The organism is Paenibacillus vortex V453 (genome assembly GCF_000193415.1).
Classification (GTDB): domain Bacteria; phylum Bacillota; class Bacilli; order Paenibacillales; family Paenibacillaceae; genus Paenibacillus_AQ; species Paenibacillus_AQ glucanolyticus.
Genome location: NZ_ADHJ01000004.1, coordinates 1 through 20594 on the forward strand (window position 1 = coordinate 1; position 20594 = coordinate 20594).

Here is a 20594-nt window from a genome sequence, read left to right on the forward strand (position 1 = left end):
TCCCGGGAGAGTAGGACGTCGCCAAGCGAAAAACCACTGTCGATGTAATCGATGGTCGGTTTTTATTTTTGCTTTTTACGGAGAATAGGTTGTCCGACTCATGAATGATATTGTGTTGAGTCGTCAATAACCGTAACTGTTATATAACATGGTCATAAAATTAACATAAACAGATGAAGATTTTGTTACCGATATCACGCAGAAAATCAGTATAATAGAATTAGGCATAATCGGGAAAGTGCTTACCGATTTACGCAGGCTATAGGAATGAAGGCCTGATTGGAGGGTTCTCCATTAACCAACCAACTACGAATACTCATCTGGAGACCGGTTATTGTGGGGGAAGGAGGACAATTACATGTTGCGTAAAAATAGTCTGCGTGTAGCAGAGATCATATGTGCGGGTACGATTTTGTTAATCGGATCCGGATGCGGCGCATCCACAGAACCAAGCTGGAAGTCCTTCGACGGTGCGGCGAATGTAAAGTCGTTCCCGGTTCCGAAGGAAGCGAATAAAACCGAACAAACCACAGGCAATAGTGATTTGGACTACGTACGTTATGCGCTTCCGGGGCTGAAGGAAGACGATAGTATACCTGAAGCTTACCTGGATGAAATCGTGTCCTGGGGATGGAAGCAGAAGGAAACGGAAGACAATGGTTCTTCATTAGTTTTTGAAAAAGGAAAAAATATCGTCCACCTGTCGGTGCATGACGATTTTCTCATAATCACGGTTCCTGCTCAGTTTAAGAAACAAGTCATACAAGGATTGGAAAGCAACAAAGCGAATGAATAAAGACCTCTTTCCGGCTTTGAAGTGCACCCCTTAGAATAGACATTGGAAAAACCCCCGGGTTTAACCGATGAAATTCTAGGGGGTGTATTTTTATGGGACAAAAGTTTAAGACCTATTCAATTTGCCAATGAAAAAGGAAGCTATTCGTCTTCACATCGATGAGAAATGGACGTATCGCCGAATTACGAAGCACCTGGAGATTCAGGACTCGGATCGTGTGAAAAAGTGAATGAGAAAATATATAGGGAGCTAGGTGAGTTCGGTCTACTGGATGGACGGGGACGTCGGAAGCAATATAGGAGTCAGGATCGGTATGTGCAAAAGTTGAAACGGGAGAATGAGTTGCTAAAAAAGTGCTTGGTCGCCTGGAAGGAGGAAGTAAACAAGAGAGATATCAGATCATGGAAAAGGTAGCAGCATACGGAGATGTCCAGAAACTCTCCCGCGTTTTTGGTGTGTCCCGAAGTGGTTATTACGCTTATTTAAAGCGCAAACGAATCGATCGTGATGCAAAGGCAAAGAAGCAGGTGTTTCAAGTTTATCAGCGTTATGAAGGAAAATATGGCTATCGGCTGCTTCAGTTATTTCTTTGGCAAGATCAAGGGATTTGGATGAACCACAAGAAGGTCTTTCGTCTCATGCAAGCACACGGCATTCAATCTCGAATTCGCCGTAAGAGACGATTTGGAAGCACGTGTGCAGCTGCTGAGCGTGTATCGAAGAACCGTCTGAAAAGGGATTTCACTGCGGAAAAACCAAATCAGAAATGTGTAACTGACATTACTCAGTACCGAGTTGGAGAGCGATGGGTGTACCTGTCAGCCATTAAGGATCTGTTTAATAACGAAATTGTGGCTTACGACATGGGCGAACGCGACGACAATGAACTCGTGCTCCGCACATTCAGCAAAGCATTTGTTAAACAAAAAGACGTGACCGGATGGATCGCTCATAGCGATCAGGGTTTCCAGTACACGTCTCATGCTTACCACGACATGCTGCCAGCCAAAGGTTGGCGCCCGAATCAGCATGTCTCGCCGAGGAAATTGTTATGACAATGCTCGATGGAGAGCTTCTTCTCGCATCTCAAAACGGAAGGACTCTACCCTTTCATATCCGAACGGTCACCGAAGCACAAAACAAAATTGAGAAATACATTCTGTTTTTATAACCGGAAACGACCACAACGAAAACTAAAAAAACTGACGCTGGTAGAGTATCGACGCCAGTTTTCCGCCTAGGTTTATTTCAAATCTCTATAAAATGGGGTCTTGACCACTTCGGAATGAGGTGTTTTTTTAAAGATGGACTGGATGATTACTATATGTACCCATGTAGATGGAAGACAGCTTACTGTGTTATTGCATGTAGTAAGAGATGTCTTGTTCGTTCATTTTTAACATGCCTTCCTTACGCTGACCAGTCAGGCGCAGCATCGTATAGCCACGGGGGAGAAGAAGCCACAGATGCCAGAATGCTAGCGCAATCGCTAAAGGCAGCGGTAACCAGAAAGCCATCATAGCGCTTAAGACAATCCCTACCCAGCAGGTATAGAACTGTACCAAAGTGAATACACGCAAGCTGACGTGTTGATCCGGTATATAGCCAAGCCACGGCAGCTTTAGACGAAAGCGCCAGCGCTTCCGGTAGCCTGCTCCGAGCAGAATAAGCACCGTATGCCCGATGACATACTGGATCCATAGCATAAGCGGAAAGGCGATTAGCATATAGAGCGGGATATAGGGTGATACCGTAAATATCCCCGCAACTGCAGCGAGCACAGGCAGACCTAGGTAAAGGATGAGCAAGCTTTTGGAAATCTGAATTTTTTTAATGAGTCGGTAGTGATAAAAGGTGGCTTGACCGTGTGGATCTGCCATTGGGCTGTGCCGTCCTCCTTAGGTATAAGATAAATTTCGATAGACAAGAAGTAACAGTCTTTTATGTTTTTATCGGACAAAATCATATTTTTATTAAGTTAAAAAAAGGTACAGACACAAGGCCAGCAAGGGGTACATATAAATAAAGCGTAGAAAGATATCCTATGAAAAGGTTTAAAATAATAGAAACTGTGTCATACTAATAGTAAAAGGATCAAGGTGGGATGGTTATGGAAGAATTGACCGAACACGTGTGTATCATATGCAATCAGTCCAAGACAGACGGAATCACCATTGTATCGCAATTCGTATGCGAGGAATGTGAATCGGAAATCGTTCATACCAGTGCGGAAGATGCCAAATATCATTTTTTCATCCGTCAATTAAAACAGATTGCCATGCCTAAAAATGCATAGACGCGATACGCGTGTAATGGGCCTGAATTGAAGGCCTTTTTTTGTTTGTGCAGGCTGTTTAGTGGGATTGGGGCGTAGGCGTAGGTTTCAAATTGCGTTAAAATAGGTTAGAGAATGTAATCCGAAGGGATATGTCGATGACTACACATAGAGACCTTGCCCCACTTGCAGAAGCATTGGCGTTATACCGGGATCGGGGGGCTTCCTCATTTCATGTACCCGGTCACAAGAATGGCAGGGCATACGAGGCAGACAGGAACGGCGCAGACATGCTGCATGAAGCCATGCGTATTGATGTGACGGAAATTGCCGGGACGGATGATTTGTTTCATCCTGAAGGGGTCATTCAGGACGCACAGGAGCTGGCAGCAGATTGTTTTGGAGCCGAGGAGAGCTTTTTCCTCGTGGGTGGAAGTACTGCCGGCAATCTGGCGTTAATCCTAACGGTATGCCGGGAGCCTGGGGATATCGTGCTTGTACAACGGAATGTACATAAGTCTGTCTTAAACGGATTAATGCTGGCAGGGGCAAGGGCGGTCTTTCTTCAGCCGGAAATGGACAAGTCCAGTGGTCTGGCTGTTGCTCCTTCTGCAGCGACGCTGGCAGCAGCGCTTGAGGCTTACCCGGAGGCAAGAGGGGCCGTCGTAACGATGCCCAACTACTACGGGATGGGCAGCGACTTGAGGCCGCTAGCAGAGGCATGCCATGAGCATGAAATTCCGCTGCTTGTGGATGAGGCGCATGGAGCCCATTACGGGCAGCATCCCCGGCTGCCGATGAATGCCCTGTCCTGCGGCGCGGATGGCGTGGTTCAATCCACGCACAAGATGTTAGCCGCGATGACGATGGGAGCCATGCTGCACGTACAGGGCGGGCTGCTCGACCGCAGCCTGCTGCGTCAGCGGCTGGCAATGGTCCAGAGCTCCAGCCCCTCGTACCCGCTCATGGCTTCGCTGGACCTGGCGCGGCGCCTGCTGCACACGCAGAGCGCAGGCGCCTTCACGGCTGGCCTTGCCGCCGTGGATGCCTTCCGGCGCGGCCTAGCGAAGCTGCCGCGCTTCGGGCTGCTGCAGCCGCCGCAGCCCGGGGGCCACGCCGCGGGCACAGCCGCTGCGGCGTATAACCGCCAGGACCCGTTCAAAGCGGTCATATATGACCGCACCGGGTCCCTGAGCGGGTATGCACTCCAGCGCGCACTAGAGGCGCGCGGCTGTGTGCCGGAGATGAGCGACGAGCTGTACGTCGTCTTATTGTTTACGTTAGGGTCGACCCAGGAAGATGCGAATCACGTCTTATGGGCTCTTGTGCATATTGTAGAGCAGGAGGAGGCGTTGGAGAAGACCGGGACTGAACCAGGCGATCAACCAGAGGGTACGGAATTGCTGATCCGGAAATTGCGGGATCAGGGGGATTTCACGAGGTATGAGCAGCCAGTGTTTCGTCCGGAAGAAAATCTTGATTATATCGATGTCGATGCTAGCTTGTTAACTGAAGAATATGTAACCCCCAATGTTTCCACGTGGAACAATTTGCCCGGGGAAACTCCCTATTCAGCTCCGGTTCCCTTTTCACTGAAGCCGATCGACAGGGAGATGGTGGAGTCCGTGCCAATAGAGAGCATCGCCGGACGAACGGTCGCGGAGATGGTGATTCCCTATCCGCCAGGAATTCCGATTCTGTATCCGGGCGAGGTCATAGCCATGGAGATGGCACAGAGAATGCTGGCATTAAGGGAGGCAGGGGCCAAGTGCCAGGGCATCAAGGATCCAACACTGGCAAGCATTGTCGTTTTTAAGGAATTATGAGGCAAGGAACTCGAAGTATACACTGATATCGATAGTCGACACATATTAGATCCGTGATCAACAAAAGATGAAAGCAGGATACTTATGAATAATCGCAGACCACTATTTATTACCCTGGAAGGAGGAGAAGGATCCGGTAAAACGACCATGATGGGCAGACTCGCCGCCTTTATGCAGAATCATTCGATACCTTATCTGATTACCCGCGAGCCTGGGGGCATTGAGATTGCGGAGAAGATTCGCTCCATTATTCTGGATCCGGAGCACACTGCGATGGATGCACGCACCGAAGCATTATTATATGCGGCAGCCCGCCGACAGCATCTTGTGGAGAAGGTGGAGCCGGCATTAAGGCAGGGGCTGACCGTGCTCTGTGACCGATTCGTGGACAGCAGCCTGGTTTACCAGGGATATGCACGCGGATTGGGGATGGAAGAGGTGTGGAGCATCAATCAGTTCGCCATCGATACCCGGATGCCGGATTTGACGCTGTTGTTTGATATCGAGCCAAAGATTGGCCTTTCACGGATCGCAGCGAATGCCGAAAGAGAATGGAATCGACTGGATATGGAGAACCTGACATTTCACGAGAAAGTTAGGGAGGGCTATCTGCTGGTAGCAGAGCGTAATCCGGATCGAATTCGCATCGTGGATGCTTCCAAGACACCGGCGCAGGTCGAACGGGAAATGAATCGTCACCTGGAAGACGCGATATTAAAGGATTTTTGAGGTTGTTTGTCAAATAAGTAGTGATAGGGGCACACGATGTCCAAATTAAACAAGGAGGGTTTACCATGAAATTGATTGTTGCGATTGTACAGGATAAAGATAGCAACCGTCTCTCTGCCGCATTGGTCAAAGCTAATTTTCGGGCAACGAAACTTGCCAGCACAGGCGGCTTCCTGAAGGCGGGAAATACCACCTTTATGATTGGGGTAGACGATTCACAGGTTGAAAGCGTGCTTAGTGTCATTCGCACAAGCTGTAAGGTTCGTGAGCAGCTGGTCACTCCGGTAACCCCAATGAGTGGTACTACAGATTCCTATCTACCGCTTCCAGTCGAAGTACAGGTTGGCGGTGCTACGGTATTTGTGCTCCCTGTTGAACGATTCGAGCATTTCTAAATTCATTTTCTGGATCTGCGATAGCACGTAACGGATGTTTTTATTGGGATATTTGACGGCTGTGTTCTCCTGTATCGACTATCTTTTGAACCTCTTCTGTATCATAATAAAAATAGTTACCGTAGATCGCCGTACTCGGGAGATGATCTTTAATAGGTAATGATGTAGATGAACTCCAAATAAAGTATTGAATGTATCGGATGATTGCCTGTAAATCGCTTGACAAGAAAACCATTTCAAGGTACGTTCACGTGAGGCATAGGTTGTTCGATTTATGAACGTACCGGATGCCTCCGTTTTATTAAGATGCTAGAATTACGCAAGAGGCGGTGGATCAGGGTGAAGATTAATCCGGGCTTTCGGCCCATGAAAAGTGAAATCACGGTGCCGGATGGCAACGCCAGACCGATTCAGCAGCGATCATTCTCCGATATGATGCAGCAGCAGGGGGAACGTGCAACCCATGAGGAACTGAATCGTCAAATGCGTGAAATTGCACTACAAGGGGACCGATTGGCCAAAGTCATGACTGTTCGGGAGCTGAAGACTTATAAAATGATGGTTCGGCGCTTCCTTGAGGAAACGGTTCGGCGCGGTGTGAAGATGAAGGAAACACGGGGCTGGGACCGCCGGGGGCGCGGCAAGCGTTATAATGTCATAGATGAGGTTGATTCTGCGCTGCTGGCTATGGCAGATGATCTGCTTGATACGGAGCAAGGGAGAATTGATTTGCTGAACAAGGTTGGAGAAATTCGCGGCATGCTAATCAATCTTGTATTTTAATTGTAAGGAAGCTTAAAACGATCCATGAGGTGTTACGGCCATGAAGGCATGGGGATCGGTAGAAAGTGAGGACTTATGTCTTTTAATGATATCGTAGGTCAAGAGACTGCGAAGCAATTGCTGCAAAATGCCTTGCGCCGCCATGCAGTTAGTCATGCTTATCTGTTCAGCGGTCCTAACGGTGCCGGGCAGATGCAGACGGCGCTTACGTTCGCCAAGGCATTGTTTTGTACGGAGCTTGAAGATGATGCCTGCGGGCATTGTTTGGAATGCCGCAAGGTGGACCATGGCAATCATCCTGACCTTACGATGGTCGAGCCGGATGGGGCCAGCATCAAGATCGATCAGATTCGTGATCTGCAGCGCATATTTTCCTATCGCTCGGAGAACCGCAATCCGAAGGTCTATATTATTGACCGGGCGGAGAAAATGACAACACAGGCAGCCAACAGTCTGCTTAAATTTTTGGAGGAGCCGCAGTCGCCGGCGGTAGCTATCCTGATAGCCGAGAATGGACAGGCACTTCTGCCCACCATTCAGTCCAGATCCCAGCAAGTACCGTTCCGGGCACTGGATCCTCAGATGATGGAGAAGGTCCTGGTAGGTGAAGGTTATCCTGCTGCACTTGTGCGCTGCGCAGTTCATCTTGCATCAGGAATTGATGAGTGCAGGAAAATATTGAATGAGAATTGGTTTGCAGAAATTAGAAACGTAGTGTTACAATTAGGGAAGGAGTCTTTGAACCGAAGCGGCTCAGCTATGATTACAGCGAGTCAAAAAGTGTTCAAAACAGAACTCTCTGATCATCTGGACCTATTGTTCAGCATGTTTCATTTATGGTTTAAGGACATGATCCATGTCCAGTATGGAAGGAAAGAGTCTCTCGTTTTCATAGATCAGGCGGAGTATATCTCTGGTCATGCGTCAGCCCGCAGCACAGCACAGTGGGTGTCATACATGGATTTGGCCGCAGAGTGTCAGAAGAAGTTACGCTATAATGTCAATGGACAGCTCAGTTTAGAGCAGTTGTTGATGGGTTTGGGCGGTAACACTCCGGCGTGAGCGCACCCCCAGGCCCGAAGAATGGCCAATATGTACAGGCACAAGGGGGTTTATTTTTGTACAGTGTAGTAGGTGTCCGCTTTAAGAAAGCGGGCAAAATATATTACTTCGATCCGCTCGATCTGCCCGTGGAGAAGGAACAATCCGTCATTGTGGAAACCGCGAGAGGCATAGAGTATGGTCAAGTTGTGATAGGAAAGAAGGAGGTTGGTGAATCGGACGTTGTTCTTCCACTGAAGAAGGTCATTCGCATCGCTGGTGATTCCGATGCCCGTGTGGTTGAAGAGAACAAGCACGCCGCGAAAGATGCATTCACCACCTGTTTAAATAAAATTCGGGATCACGAGCTGAAAATGAAGCTGGTCGATGTGGAATTCACATTTGATCGCAACAAAATCATTTTCTACTTCACCGCCGAAGGCCGTGTGGATTTCCGTGAACTGGTTAAGGATCTGGCCAGTATATTCCGAACTCGAATCGAGCTTCGCCAAATCGGAGTTCGTGACGAAGCCAAAATGCTCGGCGGTCTTGGACCCTGTGGACGCGTACTGTGCTGTTCCTCATGGCTTGGTGATTTTGAGCCGGTATCGATCAAGATGGCAAAGGATCAAAGCCTATCGCTCAATCCGACTAAAATTTCCGGGCTATGCGGAAGATTGATGTGCTGCCTGAAATTTGAGCATGATAATTATGAAAGCGTGAAAGAAGAGCTTCCATCCGCTGGAAAGCTTGTCGTTACTTCGCTGGGAGAAGGCAAAGTAGTCGGACTTAATGCGGATAAGCGGACGGTTCATGTTCAGCTGTTTGAAATTGGAAAGGTTAAGGAACTTCCGATGGATGACGTTGTCATCAAGTAGTCCAATAGAATGTTTATTTTCGGGGTGTAGACTTGGAGAAGAAAAACATTTTTGTGCTCATTCAAGAGTTGGAAACACAGATGGGACATATACACAGTGAACTGGGTGGACTTAAGCTGGTCATCAAGGAACTGCTGGAAGAGAACCATCGCCTCAGTCTTGAAAATGAACAGCTCCGGAAAATATTAAAGAGGGAAGTCAATCCGGCAGAATTTGAAAACCCAGTTGCTATACAACCTCAGCCTCATGTGAAGGATGAGGAACATGGAGAAGATGTGGTCGGTGAGGGATATGATAACCTGGCCCGGCTGTATCATGAAGGCTTCCACATTTGCAATGTCTATTATGGACATCTGCGCACGGAAGGGGATTGCCTGTTCTGCTTGTCTTTTTTGAATAAATGAGAAGCCGTAGGAGAAACTGCCTACGGTTTTTTTCTAGAATGGAAAGGTTATACTGTAAGGATCGATAAGAACGTCATACGGCTGCTTGTCATGCAATGTGAAGAGCAGCCTTTTGTGTATTTTATAGGCCCGACATGCGGTTAGTTAGGGCAATACGAGGCAAGGATCTATTATGGAGATAAAGGGTTGAAACTATGAAATTGAAAGAAGTGCTGTTACAGACATCAGAGCGGATTGATGATCTGCTCACCCATGAGCTTGGAATCATCCAGAGCGAGGAGGTTTTCAGCTTCTCCATGGACGCGGTCCTGCTTGCCAGGTTTGCCAGCGTACCACGGCGGGGCCGCATTTTGGATATGTGCACGGGGAACGGAGTTGTACCCATTCTGCTGTCGACACGTACGGGTGCACCGATTGAAGGCATCGAGATACAACCCAGACTGGCCGATATGGCTAGACGGAGTGTAACGATGAATGGTCTACAGGAGCAGATCACGATACATGAAGGCGATCTGCGGGAGCTGTACAAGGAAAAAGGGTATGGAGCCTATGACCTGATTACGGTGAATCCGCCTTATATGCCGATGAATGGCAGTGACTTAAAGCTGAATGAGCATCAAGCGATTGCAAGGCATGAAATCCACTGCACGCTTGCGGAAGTGATTGAAGCCTGTGCGAAGCTGCTGCGCCAGGGCGGGAAGATGAGCATGGTTCACAAGCCGCTGCGTTTGGCGGAGATTATTACCCTGATGAGCAAATACCGGATTGAACCGAAAGTCATCCGTTTTGTCCATCCGCGTGTAGATATGGAGGCCAACATGGTGCTCATAGAAGGCATTCGGGAGGGGAAGCCGGAGGTACGGTTGAAGCCTCCGCTGATTGTGTATGACGAGCAAGGAAATTACGGCCCGGATTTCATGGAAATTTACTACGGATCACATGAGGATGAGACTAAAGAATGAGAAATATCGTGCAACAGAGTTATGCAACTCGGGACGAGGGAAGCCCGGGTTCACTTTATTTGGTGGCGACGCCGATCGGTAATTTAGAGGACATGACGTACCGTGCGGTGCGGATTCTCCAGGAATGCGACATTATCGCAGCGGAGGATACGCGGCAATCGCGTAAGCTGCTGACGCATTTCGAAATTCCGTCCAAGCCGATGTTCAGTTATCACGAGCATAATAAGGCGGCGAGCGGTCCTGAAATCATACGCTATATAATAGAAGGAAAAAATGTGGCACTCGTCAGCGATGCCGGTCTGCCGGCCATTTCAGACCCTGGTACGGACCTGGTTTCACTGGCCATTGAAGCGGGAATTTCCGTCATTCCAATCCCGGGGGCCAATGCTGCACTTTCCGCCTTAATCGTCTCGGGTCTGCCAACCGAACGGTTTACCTTTATCGGCTTTTTGCCGCGGGAACGCAAGGATATCGTGGAGCAGCTGCAGGCACTGCAATCGGCGCAGGGAACGCTGTTGTTCTATGAATCCCCGCATCGTGTGAAGAAAACGCTGGAGATCCTGCAAGAGGTACTGGGAAATCGGAAGGTGACCCTCGCACGCGAGTTGACCAAACGATATGAGGAATTTCTACGCGGAAGCGTGACAGAGTGCCTGGAGTGGCTTACGGAACATCCTCCATTGGGTGAATATTGTTTGGTGGTAGAGGCGGGCAGTGCAGAGGAAGAGCTTCGGGAGAAAAATGCCTGGTGGCAGGAGCTTTCGCTGGAAGAGCATGTAGAGCATTATGAGCGGGAAGGATTAAGCCGGAAGGATGCTATGAAAAAAACCGCGGGTGATCGCGGTGTATCGAAGCGGGATATATATAACGCGTTATTAGCAGATTCATGACCACCCATACCTGGCGCAGGGGGATAGCCAAATAGCCCACAAAGTAGAGCCTATGCTTTGATGATTATTTTAAAAACTTTGCTGGGACCCGTAAAGGATTGAAGAATGGCTTGCATTTCACTGAAAACTTTCTTTAATCTCAAAAAAAGACCCTCCTGCGGCCGGGTTCAAAGCCGAGGAAGGTGCCAAGGAGATATGAAAAAGGTTAGAATTAACAAAGTGTAATAATGCTATTATATACTAAAAATCTTAATTTGTCACAGGTGTAGGGATTTCCGAGATACATTCATGGCAAACAATTTTACCCTTGAAGTAAGTGACATTCTCAGCGTTACCACAGAAGATGCAGGCAGGCTCATATTTCTTAAGCATGATGCGTTCGCCGTCTACATAAATCTCCAATGCGTCTTTCTCACCAATTCCCAGCGTACGGCGTAACTCAATTGGAATGACGACCCGTCCAAGCTCATCGACTTTCCTTACAATTCCTGTTGATTTCATCATAACTTATAAATGCCCCTCTCGCCATAATTTAAAAAAGTCATAATTCGACATAGTTCTAGTTTTTATGTTATTTATAGTACCAACGATTCCCAAAACAGTCAACCTATATTTTTGAAAAATCGGAACCTATTTACGAAAGTATAGTGAACAAAACCCTTGTATAACAAAGGAATTACCATAATCGAACCAATTATTGTTGCAATTTTCTATTTGTCGATTTGGAAAGCGCGTTTTTACCTTATTCGACATTGTTCGACATTAGTTGTCAAAAGAAGTGTTAAACGGCCATATCCACATCAAAATGATAAGGAGATGAGATGGATGCATTCCCCAATATCGGAAGAAAAAGTGTTCAAGGATCCAGTCCACAATTATGTTCATGTGCAGGACGATATCATATGGAGGTTAATCAATACGCCGGAATTCCAGCGGCTCCGCCGGGTCAGGCAGCTTGGGACCTCTTACCTGACTTTCCACGGAGCGGAGCACAGCCGATTCTCTCATTCTCTGGGTGTCTATGAAATTACGAGAAGAATCATCTCTCAATTCGAACGGAGAGGGTATTCTGACTGGCCAGCCGAGGAACGGCATGTGGCTCTCTGTGCGGCGCTGCTGCATGATTTGGGACACGGGCCTTTTTCCCACTCTATAGAAGAAGCCTTCAATATGAACCACGAGGATTGGACATGCCGGATACTGCTTGGTGATACTTGTGTTAACAAGGTTCTGCAGGAGCTTGGGGCAGATTTTCCGGAGAAAGTGGCTTCCGTCATTAACAAGACGTATGATAAGCCGATTGTCATGAACCTGGTAACCAGTCCGCTTGATGCAGACCGCATGGATTACCTGCTGCGGGATGCGTATTATACGGGAGTGAATTATGGGACCATTGACATCGACCGGATATTGCGGATGCTGCGGCCGTTCCGTGACCGCGTGGTGGTCAAGGAATCCGGCATGCACGCCGTGGAGGATTATCTGATGTCGCGGTACCAAATGTACTGGCAGGTGTATTTTCATCCTGTCACCCGAAGTTCGGAGATCATCTTGCGTCAAATTTTTCGTCGTGCAAAAGAGTTGCATGACAACGGGTACGCTTTCCGGTTTATGGTCGAGCCGCTTCCGGCCCTGTTTGAAGGCAATATCGGTGTAAATCAATACCTGCGCCTGGATGAAGCGCTTATTCAGACGGCATTTCTGCAATGGACCGAGGAGGAAGACAAGCTTCTTGGCGAATTATGCGGCCGTTTCATGCACCGGAAGCTCTATAAATATGTAGAAATCGACAATATCGATTTGGAGACCATCGACGGGATACGCCAAGCGTTTCGCGATGCGGGGCTGCATCCGGAATATGACCTGGAGATTGATTTTCCAACCGATCTTCCTTATGATAAGGTTCATTCTGATATGCCGCTTAACGAGAAGCAGATCCTGCTTCTGGATCGGCATGATGAGCTGCGGGAAATTTCCGAGGTGTCCGATATTGTACGCTCTATCAGCGGCATTCATAAAGGGCGATATCATCTTTATTTTCCGGAGGAGAAGGTGTATCCGCTACTGGAGCAGATGCCGGAGAAGATAGGTGAGATTTTTAAGCAGCAGAATTAACTTGGTGATCAGGACAACCGCAGCATGATGGGTATAAGCAGTGCTGCAGGAAAATATACGACAAGGAAACGACAGGAAAGGAGAGGGTAATATCATGCTGTTCGACACGCATACTCATCTGGATGCTCCCCAATTCGACGAGGACCGGGAGGAAACCATCGCGCGGGCGCTTGAAGCCGGCGTGAGCCGGATGATTAACATCGGATTTAACCGGGAGACCATACCGACCACGATGAAGCTGGCAGAGAACTATGACTTTATATATGCAGCGGTAGGCTGGCATCCTGTAGATGCCATCACCATGGAGGATCAGGATCTGGATTGGATCGCCTCCCTATGCAGTCATGAGAAGGTGGTGGCTATCGGGGAGATTGGTCTGGACTATTATTGGGATACATCCCCAAAAGAAGTACAGCATCAAGTATTCCGCCGCCAAATCGGACTGGCTCGGGAACTGAACATGCCCATTGTCATCCATAACCGGGATGCACATGAAGATATCGTAAAGATTCTGAGGGAGGAAAAAGCCGCTGAGGTCGGCGGTGTAATGCACTCCTTCTCCGGGAGCTGGGAAACGGCCAAAATGTGTCTGGATATGGGATTCCATATTTCATTTGGAGGACCGATTACCTTCAAGAATGCGAAGCAGCCTAAAGAGGTATTGGCGCAGGTTCCACTCGATCGATTATTGATCGAAACGGACTCGCCTTATCTGACCCCCCACCCCTTCCGCGGGAAGCGAAATGAGACCGCTTATGTAAAATTAGTGGCGGAGACCGCAGCCGAGATTAAGGGCATGTCCTTAGAGGAATTGGCCCAAATTACCACCAAAAATGCACTGGAACGATTTGGCATTTAACGAAATTGAGAGCAAAAGCGATGAAAAAGAGAGCATTTTCGATTAATTAAAGTTTTTTAATCAGAAAAGGCGTTGATATTACAATATTTTAACCATTTACATCAGAAAATGTGGTTGATTGTTGCTTTACAACCTGCATGTAAACAGGATATCATCTTTTCAGTGATAAGAAGCTGCGATGTGCAGATCGCCAGCCGAATATTTCATGAACCGTCTCGCTTAATCTCCGAAATTCTGGAGAACGGGGGAACCGATACTGCCGTGCATACAGGTCTGAATGCACCAAGCCGTATTTGATTTCTTTATCGGGTCTTTGGGGTGAATTTGAAGGATCTCGCCATGAGCGGGTATCCGGATATAGGGCGTCTCTCTTACGTCCGAACCCGACAGCTAACTCCGTAAGCGAAATAAGAGGGGAAATCTCGTGCATACCATTTCCATGATTCTAATCATCAGGAAGCCACGTTAGAGCCTCTAGTACTCTTTCAATGGCTTTCTTTTATTTTTGAATAATGGCGAAGGGATCATCATACTCTTGGTAATCAGGAGGTGGTGGTAGATGGACGGGAAGACGGGAATTGACGCAGGGTGTTAGATAGATAGCAGGGCGCCTTGTGAGAATAATTGCTATAGTCACGTCAAATGCATTCATGCGTTACTGAAGACGGCGGGACTATGAAGGAGGATGGAATAGTGGGCATTTTTCAACCTGAAGAAACCCATGAATCACAATCATCCAGCATGTCTTACGCATTGAGATGGAAGCATGACAATTTGCGTCAATTGATGTTGCTCGGCACGATGGGAGCCGTTACGGTATCACTTCTCGTTTCGTTGATTGTACATGATCAGACAGGCAAGGAAGTTCAGCTTGTGGTCGATGGTCGTGTCACCACAGTAGAAACACGTGGATCATTGCTGCAGGAATTGCTGGATGAGCAAGCGATCACGTTGAGCCCAGAGGATCAGATTTCGATGCCTCTAAACGGTGCGATCCAGGACGGCGACCGGATCATCATTGAACGGGCAGTTCCAGTCAAGGTTACAGTTGGCAGCAAAACCAAAACCATATTTACATCCCAGGATACGGTTGATCATGTACTGAAAGAAGCTGGCATTACGATCCAGGGTGAAGATATAGTACAACCGGCACAGCATACGAAGCTTACCAGCGATATGAGTATCAACGTCGTGCGCGTTACGAAACAAAACGTTAAGGAAACAGAAGACCGGGAATTTCGTGTGATTAAGACAGCCGATCCATCGCTCGAAAAGGGTGACAACCGCGTGATTCAGCGGGGTGAGTCCGGCATCATGGTAAATCACTATGAGAAGGTCTATCACGATGGCAAGCTGGTTTCCAAGACCAAGGTTTCCCAGGAGATTGAGCGCAGAACGAAGGACAAAATTATTGCTGTAGGCACGAAAAAAGTGGAGAAACCCGCTATTGCTCAAGCGGCAGCCACCGATGTGAAAGCAACACCGGCTAAACTCTCCGGCACGAAAAAGGTAACAACCGCCAAAGCGGTGGAGAATAATGTGGCTTCTCGGGCAGGCGTTGATTTTAAATACAAAAAGGTATTGAACAACGTGTCGATGACGGCGTATTCTGCCGAGCAGCAAGGAATCGGCACTCGGACAGCATCCGGAACACGTGTGACGGAAGGTCGGACGATTGCGGTAGATCCTAATATCATCCCCATCGGATGGTGGGTGTATATTGAAGGGATCGGCTTCCGTCGTGCGGAAGATACGGGCGGTGCCATCAAAGGAAACAAAATTGATGTTTATTACGATTCGTTGAAATCCGCCATGAATTTCGGACGTAAAAGCGGCCGTACTGTTTACGTGATCGGTCCGGTTAAACCTGAATTGAACTAAACGAATGAATTCCAATTTACAATGCCATTCTAATGCTATACTATTTAGCTTATAATAAATGATGATGAAGAAGAGGGAATCTTTCCTCTTCTTTTGTTTTGTAAAAAACGAGTAATAATATAAGGCCTATGGGGCTTGAAGCTGACCATTCGCTGTACAAGCCGGCCTTGCTTGGAAAGGAAGAGAGCAATCGCATGATTAAAGAAGTAATCGTTGTGGAGGGCAGGGACGACACGGTAGCCATTAAACGGGCCGTGGACGCGGATACGATCGAAACGGGCGGTTCTGCCATCAATAAGCAAATCCTTAAACGCATCGCGCTTGCCCAGGAGCGCAGAGGCGTTATTATATTAACGGACCCCGATCATGCAGGAGAGCGGATTCGGAAAATCGTGGAGCAGGGCGTGCCAGGCTGCAAACACGCCTTCATTCCGGAAGAGGACGCTACCCGAAAAGGGGATATCGGCGTTGAGAACGCCTCTCCTGAGGCCATTTTGCGTGCGCTGGAGCGGGTCCACACCTCCTTCGAGGGCAGAGAGAGCCTGATCAGTCTGGAGGACATGATGGAGGCCGGTTTATCGGCCCATCCGGAGGCAGCGGCAAGACGGATGGCGATGGGAAACCTGCTGGGCATCGGATATTGCAACAGCAAGCAGTTTCATAAACGACTGGCCACGTTTCAAATATCACGTGAAGAATTTCTGGCCGCGCTGACGCAGCTGGAAGAGGGGGGCGTAAAATCATGAGCCGGTTCGAGGATATATCAACACCAAGACGGACGAAGGAGATCATCTCACGTCATGGATTCTCCTTCAAGAAGAGTTTGGGTCAGAACTTTCTCATCGATCAGAATATTCTCTACAAAATCGTGGAAGCCGCAGGATTAGATGAGGATAAAGGAGCGCTAGAGATCGGTCCTGGCATCGGAGCATTGACGGAGAAGCTTGCACAGACTGCGGGAACGGTTACAGCGATAGAGATCGATCAGCGCTTGATTCCGATCCTGAGGGAAGTGCTGGAGCCTTATGAGAACGTGAAGGTTCATCATGGGGACGTATTGAAGGTGGACCTTCATGAGTTGTTCCAACAAGACTTTGGGGGTGTATCGAAAGTCAGCGTCGTTGCGAATCTTCCGTATTACGTGACAACGCCGATTCTGATGAAGCTGCTCGAGGAGAAGCTGCCGCTGGAGAATATCGTCGTGATGATCCAGAAAGAAGTAGCAGAGCGTATGGCTGCGGCACCGGGAAGCAAGGATTACGGGAGTCTCAGCATCGCCGTCCAATATTACAGTGAGCCTAAGCTGGTCTGTATCGTGCCGCATACCGTATTTATTCCGCAGCCCAATGTCGCTTCGGCTGTTATTCGCCTAGCCGTACGGGAAGAGCCACCTGTCAGCGTAGAAGACGAAGGGTTTTTCTTCGAAGTGGTACAGGCTTCTTTTGCACAGCGGCGGAAGACCATCGCCAATAACCTGAAGAGCCGGTTCTTTGCGGGTGAAGGACGTGAGCGGCTGGAACAGCTGCTGCAGGAAGCGGGAATTGTGCCTTCACGGCGCGGAGAGACACTCAGCATCGAAGAGTATGCCAAACTTAGCAATGTGCTCTACAACGCCGATATTCGATAGACCAGCAGATTGACGTGCGCAGGGGGCCCTGAAGGGGTTTAACATGATAAATTGAAGCTTCGTAAGAACCAATAGTCACAGTGGCCCATACCATAGGGTAGGGGTGATGTTGTGATGAACTTGGGAGACTTGGTCGTTCGTAAATCCTACGGCGGCGATGTAACGTTCCGGGTAGAAGGCATGCGGCAAAATAATAATATCGTCATCAAAGGGACGGAATTCCGGTTATTGGCCGACGCTCCCGTTACTGATTTGGTCACGGTCCCGCATCCCGCCGTAAGCGAACGAACAAAGCAGGCACAAATTAAAGCCAGTGAGTCGCTTGACCGCCTTCAGAAGCACCGTCAGGAGCAGAGCGAGCGTCAACTGGCCAATCTGCGAAATATCGAAGGCGACCAGCATGCGAATAAGGGATACTTTGACGTGCCGGGCAAGGTACTGCATTTGGATGGAGATCCCCAGTACCTGAAGAAAAGCATGGCCTTGTACAATCAGCTTCGGGTACCAGCGGAAGGCCATTATATCAATGAGTCGTCGATGGCCGATTCATTATATCGTCTTCTTCCCCGGGTAAGACCCGATATCGTTGTGATTACAGGGCACGATGGTGTTCTCAAGAGACGACAGCCATACGACTTATATAGCTTGGACAGCTATAAAAATTCACACAACTTCGTCACGGCTATCCAGGTAGCCCGTCAGTATGAGCGGAATCTGGATTCCCTGGTCATTGTGGCCGGTGCGTGCCAATCGCATTTCGAAGCACTTCTGCAGGCAGGAGCCAATTTTGCCAGCTCGCCAGGGCGAATTCTCATCCATGCGCTGGATCCAGTGTATGTAGCTGCCAAGGCAGCTTATACGTCGGTCAGGGAAACCGTGAATATTCATGATATCGTCCATCATACGATTAGCGGCAGCCAAGGCGTGGGCGGAATCGAAACAAGAGGCAGCTACCGGATCGGTCTGCCCAAACTGCAGGATTTGTCCACTTTGAAGGTTACGCCTTCCGTTAGCTAGCCTTTAAATCCTAGTGCTAGCGGTTGAATCATGCCGCTGAGGACGAACCAAGAAGAACCCCACAAGCTGGGGTTTTTTTATTTTTTCTTTCGAAACCTATAGAAATTTGTCAAAAAAAATACATAAAGCTTGTCATTTTAGCGCATATTAAAACAAATGAACACGAGAAATACGGGATCAAAAAAAATTCGTTGACAAGGTATTTTTGATGCTGATATAATTAATGTTTTTGAATTGACAAATGACTGAATCTTCGGTATAATGGACAAGGAAAGAGGTGGTCGTCGACAATGGCTAAAAATGCGCTGTTGGAAATCAAACGCAGTCTCGATGCCCATTTAGGGCAAAAAATTACGCTTCGGGCTAACGGTGGCCGTCGGAAGACCGTCGAGCGTACTGGTGTTTTGGAAGAAACGTACCCTTCTGTTTTCATTGTGAAGCTGGATCAAGACCAGCAGACTTTTAAACGTGTGTCTTACAGTTATGCCGATATTCTGACCGAAACCGTGGAAATCATGGTAACCGGTGATGACAACGAGATGCGAATCACCTATATCAAGTCATAACGATATGTCGAGAACAGTCTCCACTTACAGGGAGGCTGTTTTTTGTTGTTGCCAGCTCTCCAGAGGAATGACAAGGAGAGATGGAACGCATACTAAGGCTGCGCGGGTCTCTTCAGCCGCCTGAATGCGGCCAGTGGAGACTTAAGCCTTGAGGAGCTTTACGTAAGGCCTCTACAACGCGCTGTAAGCCGTTCATGCCATACTCAATACATTTTCCAAGGAGGCGGGTTTGATGAGCCGGAGAAGGCGCAGTATTATGTCAGATCAACTGAAGACCGAATTGGCTAAGGAATTGGGATTTTACGACACCGTGCAGAAGGAAGGCTGGGGAGGCATTAAAGCCAAGGATGCCGGCAACATGGTAAAACGGGCGATTGAGCTCGCAGAGCGGGCAGCTAGCAAATCAGATCTGTAAACCACAGGGCAGGGCCTTCCGTAAAGCGGGAGGCCCTGTTATTTTATTGCGGCTCAAGCGGCACGGGTACGCTGCAACGGACGGTCCCATGACTTCATCGCCGGAGTTTGTTAAGATAGAGGCAATAGATGTTTTTCTCCGAATATGGTAAGTTCAAGCATATGGGAAAAGCTAAGGATAGGTGAACGTTCTTGAAAATATACGAAAAAGCACCGGCCAAAATTAATTTGATGCTGGATGTACTCCATAAACGTCCTGACGGCTTTCATGAGGTAGAGATGGTCATGACGATGATCGACCTCGCCGACCGGCTCGAAATGTCGGAACAGAGGCGGGATACCATTATCATCACCTCACAGGCAGGATACATACCGCTGGACGAGAAGAATTTGGCCTTTCAGGCAGCAAGACTAATCAAAGAGCGCTACGACGTGAAGAAGGGTGTGCACATTCACCTGGACAAAAAAATTCCCGTCGCGGCAGGACTCGCAGGAGGCAGCAGTGATGCAGCGGCAACTCTGCGTGGGTTGAACCGCCTCTGGGAGCTGAACATCCCCCAGCAAGAGCTGCTTGCGCTTGGCGCGGAGCTCGGCTCGGATGTGCCGTTCTGCGTAACCGGCGGCACAGCACTGGCGACAGGGCGCGGCGAGGTGCTGACGCCGATCCCGAATCCGCCGCAGTGCTGGGTGATCGTGGCGAAGCCGCCGATCAACGTATCGACGGCGGAAGTTTACGGCCGTCTGCGCAGCGAGCAGATCCAGCACCATCCATCCGCTGAGCGTATGGTAGAGGCGCTTTCGCAGGGCAGCTTCCAGTTGATGTGCCAATCGCTTGGCAACGTGCTGGAGGAGGTTACCTTGAAGATGCACCCCGAGGTTCAGCAGCTGAAGGAAGGGATGCTGAAGCTGGGAGCCGATGGAGCGTTGATGTCCGGAAGCGGACCTACGGTCTTCGGTCTGGTATCGAAGGAATCCAAGGTGGCCCGGATTTATAATGGTCTGCGGGGTTTCTGCAAGGAAGTGTATGCTGTTCGCCTGCTTACCTAGAAACGGTTATTATTGACAATTCGGGGGCGAATTTCAATTGAAGTTGTATAAATACGTACAAAAGTGTTATATTTAACATATAATATTCG

At 48.6% G+C, this 20594-nt stretch carries 24 protein-coding genes and 1 riboswitch; of the genes, 22 read left to right on the top strand and 2 right to left on the bottom strand.

The genetic code is table 11. The features are described 5' to 3' along the window. Positions 1 to 358: 358 nt before the first annotated feature. The 3 genes from PVOR_RS01955 (at position 359) to PVOR_RS32940 (ending at position 2037) form a co-directional block, all read left to right on the top strand. Positions 359 to 796: a hypothetical protein gene (locus PVOR_RS01955; protein WP_006207393.1), complete on the top strand. Its 438-nt coding sequence runs from the start codon at positions 359 to 361 to the stop codon at positions 794 to 796. A 401-nt stretch (positions 797 to 1197) separates the two neighbouring features. Continuing rightward, positions 1198 to 1851, top strand: coding sequence for an IS3 family transposase (locus PVOR_RS01965; protein WP_006207395.1), 654 nt, complete (start codon positions 1198 to 1200; stop codon positions 1849 to 1851). 9 nt (positions 1852 to 1860) lie between these two features. Continuing rightward, positions 1861 to 2037 carry an IS3 family transposase gene (locus PVOR_RS32940; protein ID WP_100086452.1) on the top strand — a complete coding sequence of 59 codons (177 nt, stop codon included), beginning with the start codon at positions 1861 to 1863 and terminating at the stop codon, positions 2035 to 2037. Positions 2038 to 2154: 117 nt separating this feature from the next. Here PVOR_RS32940 and PVOR_RS01970 read toward each other — a convergent pair whose 3' ends face one another. After that, on the bottom strand, positions 2155 to 2676 hold the full coding sequence (locus tag PVOR_RS01970) for a hypothetical protein (protein ID WP_006207396.1): 522 nt from the start codon (positions 2674 to 2676) through the stop codon (positions 2155 to 2157). Between the two features lie 230 nt (positions 2677 to 2906). Here PVOR_RS01970 and PVOR_RS01975 point away from each other — a divergent pair, with 230 nt between their 5' ends. The 10 genes from PVOR_RS01975 to rsmI all read left to right on the top strand — a co-directional run bounded on the left by PVOR_RS01975 (position 2907) and on the right by rsmI (position 10979). After that, positions 2907 to 3092: a sigma factor G inhibitor Gin gene (locus PVOR_RS01975; protein WP_006207397.1), complete on the top strand. Its 186-nt coding sequence runs from the start codon at positions 2907 to 2909 to the stop codon at positions 3090 to 3092. A gap of 137 nt (positions 3093 to 3229) precedes the next feature. Then, entirely contained in the window at positions 3230 to 4897 is a 1668-nt protein-coding gene (locus PVOR_RS01980; RefSeq protein ID WP_006207398.1) for an aminotransferase class I/II-fold pyridoxal phosphate-dependent enzyme, read from the top strand. A gap of 84 nt (positions 4898 to 4981) precedes the next feature. Further along, entirely contained in the window at positions 4982 to 5626 is a 645-nt protein-coding gene (tmk, locus tag PVOR_RS01985) for a dTMP kinase (protein WP_006207399.1), read from the top strand. Between the two features lie 65 nt (positions 5627 to 5691). After that, positions 5692 to 6021, top strand: a complete 330-nt coding sequence (locus PVOR_RS01990; RefSeq protein WP_006207400.1) for a cyclic-di-AMP receptor — start codon at positions 5692 to 5694, stop codon at positions 6019 to 6021. A 339-nt stretch (positions 6022 to 6360) separates the two neighbouring features. Next, entirely contained in the window at positions 6361 to 6804 is a 444-nt protein-coding gene (locus PVOR_RS01995) for a YaaR family protein (protein WP_006207401.1), read from the top strand. Positions 6805 to 6879: 75 nt separating this feature from the next. Further along, the gene (holB, locus tag PVOR_RS02000) at positions 6880 to 7866 is read left to right on the top strand and encodes a DNA polymerase III subunit delta' (protein ID WP_006207402.1); all 987 of its coding nucleotides are present in this window, start codon (positions 6880 to 6882) and stop codon (positions 7864 to 7866) included. A gap of 56 nt (positions 7867 to 7922) precedes the next feature. Beyond that, positions 7923 to 8723 (top strand): PSP1 domain-containing protein, encoded by an 801-nt coding sequence (locus tag PVOR_RS02005; RefSeq protein ID WP_006207403.1) that lies wholly within the window; start codon positions 7923 to 7925, stop codon positions 8721 to 8723. A gap of 32 nt (positions 8724 to 8755) precedes the next feature. Next, positions 8756 to 9127: a DNA replication initiation control protein YabA gene (gene yabA, locus PVOR_RS02010; protein ID WP_006207404.1), complete on the top strand. Its 372-nt coding sequence runs from the start codon at positions 8756 to 8758 to the stop codon at positions 9125 to 9127. Positions 9128 to 9321: 194 nt separating this feature from the next. After that, a complete protein-coding gene (locus tag PVOR_RS02015) occupies positions 9322 to 10089 on the top strand; it encodes a tRNA1(Val) (adenine(37)-N6)-methyltransferase (RefSeq protein ID WP_006207405.1) in 768 nt (255 codons plus the stop codon). Further along, the gene (gene rsmI, locus PVOR_RS02020) at positions 10086 to 10979 is read left to right on the top strand and encodes a 16S rRNA (cytidine(1402)-2'-O)-methyltransferase (RefSeq protein WP_006207406.1); all 894 of its coding nucleotides are present in this window, start codon (positions 10086 to 10088) and stop codon (positions 10977 to 10979) included. Before PVOR_RS02015 ends, rsmI begins: the two co-directional genes overlap by 4 nt. Positions 10980 to 11228: 249 nt before the next feature. Here rsmI and PVOR_RS02025 read toward each other — a convergent pair whose 3' ends face one another. After that, positions 11229 to 11483 (bottom strand): AbrB/MazE/SpoVT family DNA-binding domain-containing protein, encoded by a 255-nt coding sequence (locus PVOR_RS02025; RefSeq protein ID WP_006207408.1) that lies wholly within the window; start codon positions 11481 to 11483, stop codon positions 11229 to 11231. 321 nt (positions 11484 to 11804) lie between these two features. Between PVOR_RS02025 and PVOR_RS02030 the strand changes: the two genes are divergently transcribed. From PVOR_RS02030 to ispE, 9 genes are all read left to right on the top strand, one after another. Then, complete coding sequence (locus PVOR_RS02030; RefSeq protein WP_006207409.1) at positions 11805 to 13094, top strand: HD domain-containing protein; 1290 nt, start codon at positions 11805 to 11807, stop codon at positions 13092 to 13094. A 94-nt stretch (positions 13095 to 13188) separates the two neighbouring features. After that, complete coding sequence (locus PVOR_RS02035; RefSeq protein WP_006207410.1) at positions 13189 to 13953, top strand: TatD family hydrolase; 765 nt, start codon at positions 13189 to 13191, stop codon at positions 13951 to 13953. Between the two features lie 206 nt (positions 13954 to 14159). Beyond that, a riboswitch (cyclic di-AMP (ydaO/yuaA leader) is annotated at positions 14160 to 14374 on the top strand. A gap of 272 nt (positions 14375 to 14646) precedes the next feature. Next, on the top strand, positions 14647 to 15834 hold the full coding sequence (locus tag PVOR_RS02040) for a 3D domain-containing protein (protein ID WP_006207411.1): 1188 nt from the start codon (positions 14647 to 14649) through the stop codon (positions 15832 to 15834). 194 nt (positions 15835 to 16028) lie between these two features. Then, entirely contained in the window at positions 16029 to 16580 is a 552-nt protein-coding gene (rnmV, locus tag PVOR_RS02045) for a ribonuclease M5 (RefSeq protein WP_040680119.1), read from the top strand. Beyond that, the gene (gene rsmA, locus PVOR_RS02050; RefSeq protein WP_006207413.1) at positions 16577 to 17461 is read left to right on the top strand and encodes a 16S rRNA (adenine(1518)-N(6)/adenine(1519)-N(6))-dimethyltransferase RsmA; all 885 of its coding nucleotides are present in this window, start codon (positions 16577 to 16579) and stop codon (positions 17459 to 17461) included. The genes rnmV and rsmA overlap by 4 nt, the downstream gene beginning before the upstream one ends. A gap of 114 nt (positions 17462 to 17575) precedes the next feature. Continuing rightward, positions 17576 to 18478: a sporulation peptidase YabG gene (yabG, locus tag PVOR_RS02055; RefSeq protein WP_006207414.1), complete on the top strand. Its 903-nt coding sequence runs from the start codon at positions 17576 to 17578 to the stop codon at positions 18476 to 18478. A 290-nt stretch (positions 18479 to 18768) separates the two neighbouring features. Then, positions 18769 to 19044, top strand: a complete 276-nt coding sequence (gene veg, locus PVOR_RS02060; protein ID WP_006207415.1) for a biofilm formation stimulator Veg — start codon at positions 18769 to 18771, stop codon at positions 19042 to 19044. A 232-nt stretch (positions 19045 to 19276) separates the two neighbouring features. Then, positions 19277 to 19459, top strand: a complete 183-nt coding sequence (locus tag PVOR_RS02065) for a small, acid-soluble spore protein, alpha/beta type (RefSeq protein WP_006207416.1) — start codon at positions 19277 to 19279, stop codon at positions 19457 to 19459. A 191-nt stretch (positions 19460 to 19650) separates the two neighbouring features. Next, entirely contained in the window at positions 19651 to 20505 is an 855-nt protein-coding gene (gene ispE, locus PVOR_RS02070) for a 4-(cytidine 5'-diphospho)-2-C-methyl-D-erythritol kinase (protein ID WP_006207417.1), read from the top strand. The last annotated feature ends 89 nt before the right edge of the window (positions 20506 to 20594 follow it).

Coding starts and splice junctions, on each gene's coding strand:
- PVOR_RS01955 (WP_006207393.1), top strand. CDS start 359: ATGTTGCGTAAAAATAGTCTGCGTGTAGCAGAGATCATATGTGCGGGT.
- PVOR_RS01965 (WP_006207395.1), top strand. CDS start 1,198: ATGGAAAAGGTAGCAGCATACGGAGATGTCCAGAAACTCTCCCGCGTT.
- PVOR_RS32940 (WP_100086452.1), top strand. CDS start 1,861: ATGGAGAGCTTCTTCTCGCATCTCAAAACGGAAGGACTCTACCCTTTC.
- PVOR_RS01970 (WP_006207396.1), bottom strand. CDS start 2,676: ATGGCAGATCCACACGGTCAAGCCACCTTTTATCACTACCGACTCATT.
- PVOR_RS01975 (WP_006207397.1), top strand. CDS start 2,907: ATGGAAGAATTGACCGAACACGTGTGTATCATATGCAATCAGTCCAAG.
- PVOR_RS01980 (WP_006207398.1), top strand. CDS start 3,230: ATGACTACACATAGAGACCTTGCCCCACTTGCAGAAGCATTGGCGTTA.
- tmk (WP_006207399.1), top strand. CDS start 4,982: ATGAATAATCGCAGACCACTATTTATTACCCTGGAAGGAGGAGAAGGA.
- PVOR_RS01990 (WP_006207400.1), top strand. CDS start 5,692: ATGAAATTGATTGTTGCGATTGTACAGGATAAAGATAGCAACCGTCTC.
- holB (WP_006207402.1), top strand. CDS start 6,880: ATGTCTTTTAATGATATCGTAGGTCAAGAGACTGCGAAGCAATTGCTG.
- PVOR_RS02015 (WP_006207405.1), top strand. CDS start 9,322: ATGAAATTGAAAGAAGTGCTGTTACAGACATCAGAGCGGATTGATGAT.
- rsmI (WP_006207406.1), top strand. CDS start 10,086: ATGAGAAATATCGTGCAACAGAGTTATGCAACTCGGGACGAGGGAAGC.
- PVOR_RS02025 (WP_006207408.1), bottom strand. CDS start 11,483: ATGATGAAATCAACAGGAATTGTAAGGAAAGTCGATGAGCTTGGACGG.
- PVOR_RS02030 (WP_006207409.1), top strand. CDS start 11,805: ATGCATTCCCCAATATCGGAAGAAAAAGTGTTCAAGGATCCAGTCCAC.
- PVOR_RS02035 (WP_006207410.1), top strand. CDS start 13,189: ATGCTGTTCGACACGCATACTCATCTGGATGCTCCCCAATTCGACGAG.
- rnmV (WP_040680119.1), top strand. CDS start 16,029: ATGATTAAAGAAGTAATCGTTGTGGAGGGCAGGGACGACACGGTAGCC.
- rsmA (WP_006207413.1), top strand. CDS start 16,577: ATGAGCCGGTTCGAGGATATATCAACACCAAGACGGACGAAGGAGATC.
- yabG (WP_006207414.1), top strand. CDS start 17,576: ATGAACTTGGGAGACTTGGTCGTTCGTAAATCCTACGGCGGCGATGTA.
- veg (WP_006207415.1), top strand. CDS start 18,769: ATGGCTAAAAATGCGCTGTTGGAAATCAAACGCAGTCTCGATGCCCAT.
- PVOR_RS02065 (WP_006207416.1), top strand. CDS start 19,277: ATGAGCCGGAGAAGGCGCAGTATTATGTCAGATCAACTGAAGACCGAA.